3 protein-coding genes and 1 pseudogene are annotated in these 6,034 nt (G+C 71.9%); all 4 read right to left on the reverse strand.

The features are described 5' to 3' along the window. On the reverse strand, positions 1-710 hold a 710-nt coding region (locus KBX39_RS20430; RefSeq protein WP_210871994.1), incomplete at its 3' end, for a hypothetical protein. A 105-nt stretch (positions 711-815) separates the two neighbouring features. Next, positions 816-1,509: pseudogene (locus KBX39_RS20435) on the reverse strand (endonuclease V). Between the two features lie 6 nt (positions 1,510-1,515). Then, positions 1,516-1,959 carry a hypothetical protein gene (locus KBX39_RS20440; protein WP_104113178.1) on the reverse strand — a complete coding sequence of 148 codons (444 nt, stop codon included), beginning with the start codon at positions 1,957-1,959 and terminating at the stop codon, positions 1,516-1,518. After that, positions 1,956-5,849 carry a toxin glutamine deamidase domain-containing protein gene (locus KBX39_RS34090; protein WP_312247468.1) on the reverse strand — a complete coding sequence of 1,298 codons (3,894 nt, stop codon included), beginning with the start codon at positions 5,847-5,849 and terminating at the stop codon, positions 1,956-1,958. The genes KBX39_RS20440 and KBX39_RS34090 overlap by 4 nt, the downstream gene beginning before the upstream one ends. Positions 5,850-6,034: the final 185 nt, after the last annotated feature.

Below are 6,034 nucleotides of genomic sequence, written 5' to 3' on the forward strand. Positions count from 1 at the left end.
AGCAGCAGGACGATGAGCGCGGCGCCGACGAGCACCAGCCCGATACCGAACCACATGATCATGGAACCTCCGAACGACGAGTCGTCGGCCGCGGCGGTGGCCGGGGCGACGGCAGCGGCGACCGGCGACGTGTCAGTCGCCTCGGCCGGTGTGGTCTCGCTCGCGCTGGGCGTCGGCGAGGGCTTGCGGGACGGACTCGGGCTCGGCGTACGCGGCGCGCCCACCAGCCGGGCCGACCCACCGGCCCGGCCGAGCACGTCACCGTACGCGGCGCTCGCCTCGCCCGCCAGTTCAAACCGCACGCCGACGACGCCGGCCAGGAAGGACACCCGGTAGCGCACGGTGGCGCCCTTGCCCTTGCACAGCGGCCGGTCGACCGGCGCGACCTGGGCGGTGGCGACCGCGCCGTCACCACCGGAGACCGGCACCGGCATCCAGCCGTCGCCGGCGGCCACCTGCACCCGCACCTGGTCCGCCCGAAGGCCCTCCAACCGGAGCCCGATCGCGGTACGCAGCTGCACGCAGCCGTCGGTGCGCTTGCGCACCTCGACAGTCACGCCACCCGGCGAACCCCCGGCGGTGAAGCTGCCCGCCGAGCGCAGCCCGACCCGGTCGTCCCGGGCCGACGCCGGCGACGCCGGTACGGCGATCAGGCCACCCAGCAGCGCGCCGACAATGGCCCACCGCGCCGCGTGCCGCCCCACCGACATCCCCACCTCACCGTTGCGTCCGGACCGGATCCGCCGGTCAGGTTACTACCGGGCCCGGAGGGCACCTTCGCATCGACCACGCCACATGTGTGCCGCGCCACGCGATCACCGCCGGTCCAGGTCACCGCCGGAGACGACGGCCGAGGCGAGCGCCCGGCGGCACAGTTGGTCGGCCGTCCGGGTCGTCTCCGGCAGCCGGTACCGGGGCGTCAGTGCCAGTACCCGTTCGACCGCGTTGTCCAACCCCATCCGGTGCCCGACGCTGACGAAGACCGGCCGGACGCCGTCCCGGGTACGCAGCACCCGCCCGACCACGTCGCCCTCGTCACACAGGTCGGCGCTGTCACCACGCTCGGGGCCCGGCCCGGTCCACGAGCCGACGAGCGGCGTCTTCCCCACGCCGATCGCGGGCAGCCCGGTCACCAGACCCAGATGGCAGGCCAGCCCGAACCGGCGCGGGTGCGCCAGCCCGTGCCCGTCGCACACCAGCAGCTCCGGGCGGACGGTCAGCCGGTCCAACGCGGCCAGCAGCGCCGGCATCTCCCGGAAGGCGAACAGCCCCGGCACGTACGGAAAGGCGGGCCGCCCCACCCACACCGCCTCGTCCACCACGGCGAGGCTGACTGCGTCAATCACCGTCCTGCGCGTACGCCACGTCCAGGCCGACCACCGTCGCGGGCGCGGCGGGACCGGGCCCCACCAGGTCCACCCGCGACCGCAGCTCCTCCTGTACGCGCCTCGCCTCCGTCGCGTCGGCGGGCGGCACGTACGGCACGGCCGGATCTTCGTCGACGGACATGGCGTGTCAGGAGGGGGTGGCGGCGATGGTGGGGTCGGCGGCGGGGTCACCGGCCTGCTGGAGCTGCTCCTCGAACATCACGAAGGTCCGCCGCCTGACTCCCCTGATCAACGCCTGCTCCTGGGGCGTCGGATACCGACGCTCCTCCCGTAGCGTGTCCTGGATTGCCCGAACGGTCTCGTAGAGAGCGAAGATCGGACCGTCACCACTCAGATAACGGCCCCGTTCATGCTCAGTGAGCTGAATGAACTCATCTCGCGATATCTCATTGATCTCGTCGCCGCCGACGAAAAGCACCTTGTCGATGAGATTGTTGGCCTCGCGCCAGCCTCCGGTGTCCTTGAACAGGATCCAGCCCGCTACGCCGCCGTCGGGGGTGGCTACAAGCTTCAGGGGAGAGTGGTAGTAGTCGAAGAACTTCGGCAGCTGCAAGCCCTCCACCTGCCTCATCGCGGTGATTCCTCCCCAAGACTCTCCTGCACCTTGCCCCAGTAGGCACTCTGCGCTCTCCGGAGAAGTCCATCACGTATAGCGCGTTCACCCTGCGTCAACGACCTGCCCTCGATCTCAGCCACCGCTTCCAGATCGCGTCGGATCTCGTACAGCGCATGCTCCCACTCTGCGACGTCGTCGAGCGACACCAGGTGCAGCCGAAGCTCTGCCACATGACCGTTCGGCATTCCGAGATTCAGCAGTATGTCTCGGTAACCGCTGGCCTGCGGCTTAAGGAAGCGGTCCTTTATGTGCAGGATCACGATCTCTGGATCGGCTTCAAGGCGTCCAAGCGCCTGGTAGACCGCGTCGAGGGTATGGAACTGCACTTTGGCCGCAGCCAAGTCCTTGAGCTGCGACGCGTCATACCCGTACTCAGCCTCCAGCTTGTCGAGAACCCGCTCCCGGCTCTTGGGCTCGCTTCTCCAGTCGGGCCTGCCCTCGTCCGCAGCGAGCTTGACGGCGAGTGTGTTCAACTGTTCCTGGGCGACCGCCGCATCTGCATAGAGCCGGTCGATGTATGCGAGGCGATACACCTCATCATGGCGTCGCGTCTCATCGAATCCGAGCTGCAGTGTCGACTGACTGCGCGCTGCTACCGAACTGGTGAGTTGACGCTGGGCTTGGCTGACAGGCGTCGAGTGGGGTTTCAGTGGCTCGGGCGCGATCACCGCCTCGGCCCCGCGGACGGCTATGTCGTTGATGACCTCGCCGAGTACGTCGATGGCCTGCTGGTGGCTGGCCAGGTGATGCAGGGTCAGCGGTCGCGCGGTCAGCGAGTTCGCGAGTTCCGGTGTGGCCAGGATCATCCGGACCAGGTCGGGCCGCTCGGCGAGCTGCCGTACCAGCGTCTCGGCCAGCAACTCCTCCCGTCGCGGCGGCGCCTCCCAGCTCTGGTCGAGCATCCGTTGCACGCGCGGGTCGGCGAACAGCCGGCTGAGGTCGGCCGCTGCGGCATCGTCCAGCCCGGGTGCGAGCCGCCGCAGCGTCGGCGCGTCGGCGGCCTGCGCCAGCTCCACGGGTGTCACCCCGGCGGCGAAGGCCGCGTCGAGGCTTCCGCTCTCGGCGAGCACGTCGCGTACGTAGAGCCCGCCGGCGATCCGGTCGGCGTGCGCCTGCCGGTGTTCCTCGCGTACCCGGTCGGGTTGCGGCTCGACGGGCGGCGCGCTGCCCGGCGGGGGTGCGTCCGCCCGGGTGTGGAAAGTGGTGGACTCGCCGAGCAGGTGGACGTGATTGAAGTCCGGCGCGTTCCCGTCGTCGGCCGGCGGCGGCTCGGGCAGGCGTGGCGGCGCCGGGCGGGGCAAGGGCTCGGGCAGGACGTTGAACGTGCCGGGCGGGCGGCCGGTGAGCGGCATCGGCCGTCCGTCAGGGCCGAGCACCAGCGCGTCGACGCCGACCACGTTGCCCTCGAACGGGCGACCGCTGTGGTGGTAGAGCGGCCGGTCGGCGACGGCGCCCGACTGCGGGTCGAGGAAGAGGATCGTGCCGTTCTGGTTCAACGCCACCCAGGCGTGCGATCCGCCACCCTCGAAGCTGGTGATGAGGAAGGCATAGCTGCCGTGGCCGCCCGACGCCAACTGCGCGTAGAGGTCGCGGTAGCCGCGATCCACCAGCCACTGGCGCTGCGGGCCGGTGATGCCGGGCCGGTCGACCGGGCACAGGTTCTGGAACCGGCCGCCAGTGGTCTGCTCGACCCGCAGCGGTCCGTCCGCCTCGCCGCCCACCGGGCGGAGCACGTCACCGCCGAGGTAGCCGTCGAACGTACGCGGAGCGGCGACCCGCGGCCGTCCGTGGACCCATGTCTCGAACAGCGACAGGGTGCAGTCGAGGCAGTTGATGCCCCGGGTCGCGTCCGCCGCCGGTCCGCCGTCGTTCGCCAGGCGGAACCATCCGCCACGCCGGGGATCGGCGGTACGCGCGACGCTGCCGTCCGGGTTGCGGGGCATCTGCCGTTCCAGGTCGGTCTGATGCAGCGCGAGCGGTGGCCGGAGCCCTCCCCGGCGGCCGTAGGGCCGGGACCTGTCGATCGGTTCGGGGTGGCCGTGGCCGGTGAGCGCGGAATGGTCGGCCGTCTCGACCGCGCCGACGGCCAGGTCCGCCACGTCGTCGTTGATCCGGTAGAAGTCGAGGTCGTCCTCGACCATCACCTCGCGCGGCAGACGCTGGCCGGCACGCACCGCCTCCACCTCGTCGACGGCCCGGTAGTGCAGGCGCTCTCGCCGCCGCCCTTCCCGCACGTGCCGGTCAGCGAGGTCGTGTTGCCCGGCTTGGCGCAGCTCGTGTGCCTGCGTGAGGAGCCAACGCGCCGCCTCGTAGTGCTGTTCGGCGAGGTCACGCAGTTCCTTGATCTGCGCCTGCTGCCGGTTCTCCTCGTGCAGGGCACGCTGAGACTGCAGATAGCCCTGGTAGCGCCGCCGGTCGAGGCCCTCCCGATCAGCTTTCAGCCGCGCGGCACGCTGCTCGGCGGTCTCGCGGGGCCGCGGCTGGACATCGAACGGGCCGGGGTGGGGCGTTGGGGAGTCGGTGGGAGGGTGATGCGGAGCCAAGGACTCCAGCAGCGGGAAACGGGGATTCGGCCCCGGCCGGGGGTCGGGCCCCACGGCCGGCGCTCCCGGATGCGGTCCCGGCTGAGCGCTGACCGGTGAGGCCGGAGGCGGTCCTGCCTGACCTCCATTGCTGGTGGGAACGGCCCGGTCCGCCGCGGGTGGCGTCGCGACCTGCGGGTGGTCGGCAGGGGATGCTGGCAGTGTCGTCGGCACTGCTGCTGTGTGAATCGAGTTGGTCGGGGACGGCGTGGGGTGGTCGATCGGCGCCGCCACCGGACCCGCGCCGCTGTGGACGCCGGGCGCGTCCGTGATCACCGAGGACAACGTGGGGCTCGCGGCGACCGTCGGACGTGCCACGTCGTGCGGGACGGCATCGCCGAGCGGCGTCGTTGGGGGTTCCGGCGCGGAGCGGGGCAGGTCCACGGCGAGCGGGTGCGGGCCGACGACCTGGGGCGAGACGTGCGTCGATGTCACGGGAACGGCGCCCGCGATCGCATCGCCGCCCTGGACGACCGGCTCGGCGACCCGCTGGGCCGGGATGAGCCCGACGGGGTCGCCGACGGGTGGCACGTCCAGCCCGACCGGCGGAACGGTCAGCCCGCTCAACTGCCCGTCGAGGCGGCGTTGCAGCGCGGAGTCGGTCTGGCCGGTGGCGGAGCCGGTCGCGCCGGACGCCGCGGCGCGCGCGAGATCCTCCAGCGACGGGCCGTGACCGGTGGCCAATCCGGCCGCGGTCTCGGCCAGAGTCTCCCCGGCCATCTCCCGGCCGAACCGCTCGCCGATCTCGGCGAACCGCCCGCTCGCATGACGGCCCAGACCCGCGAGCGGCGCGACCGCCCCACCGGCGAAGCCGCCGAGAGCCGACGTGCTCACGTCGGTCAGGTCCAGGCCGTCACGTCGGCCGGTGGTGTTCTGATACGCCTGCGTCGCGAGGTTGGTACCCGCTTCCTGACCGGCCTCCACCAGGCCGCCGAGCGCCGCCCGTCGGGCCAGTCCACGGGCACCGGCCTTTGCCGCCTCCTTCGCGGCCCGCTCACCCGCCTCCTTGAGCCCCTGCTTGACCGCCTTGCGGGCGAGCTGGGCCACCAGGCGCTTGAAGATCTGCTGGACGACGACCCTCGTCGCGGTGATCGCGGCGGCGGCCGCCGGGGAGGCGGCGCCCAGGGTGAGCACGGCGGCCACCGCCAGGGCCAGCAGCTCCACGACCAGGATGCCCAGCTCGATCCAGGCTTCGAGCTTCGCGCCCTCGATGTCGCAGCCGCAGGAGTCGACCAGCCGGCCCAACTCGTCGGTGGCCGCCACGAGGACGTGCAGCGGCGCGTCCTCACCTTCGGCGAGCTTGTGCCATGCCCTGTCGAACGCGCCGGCGACCAGGCCGACGCCGCCGTATCCGCTCTTCACCTCACCGGCGGCGGCGGTGGCGTCGTCGCGCGGACCGGTCAGGACGCCTGCGACGCCGTACCACTGGTCGGCCAGGTCCCAGACGG

This window comes from Micromonospora sp. D75, assembly GCF_018070405.1.
Taxonomy (GTDB): domain Bacteria; phylum Actinomycetota; class Actinomycetes; order Mycobacteriales; family Micromonosporaceae; genus Micromonospora; species Micromonospora chalcea.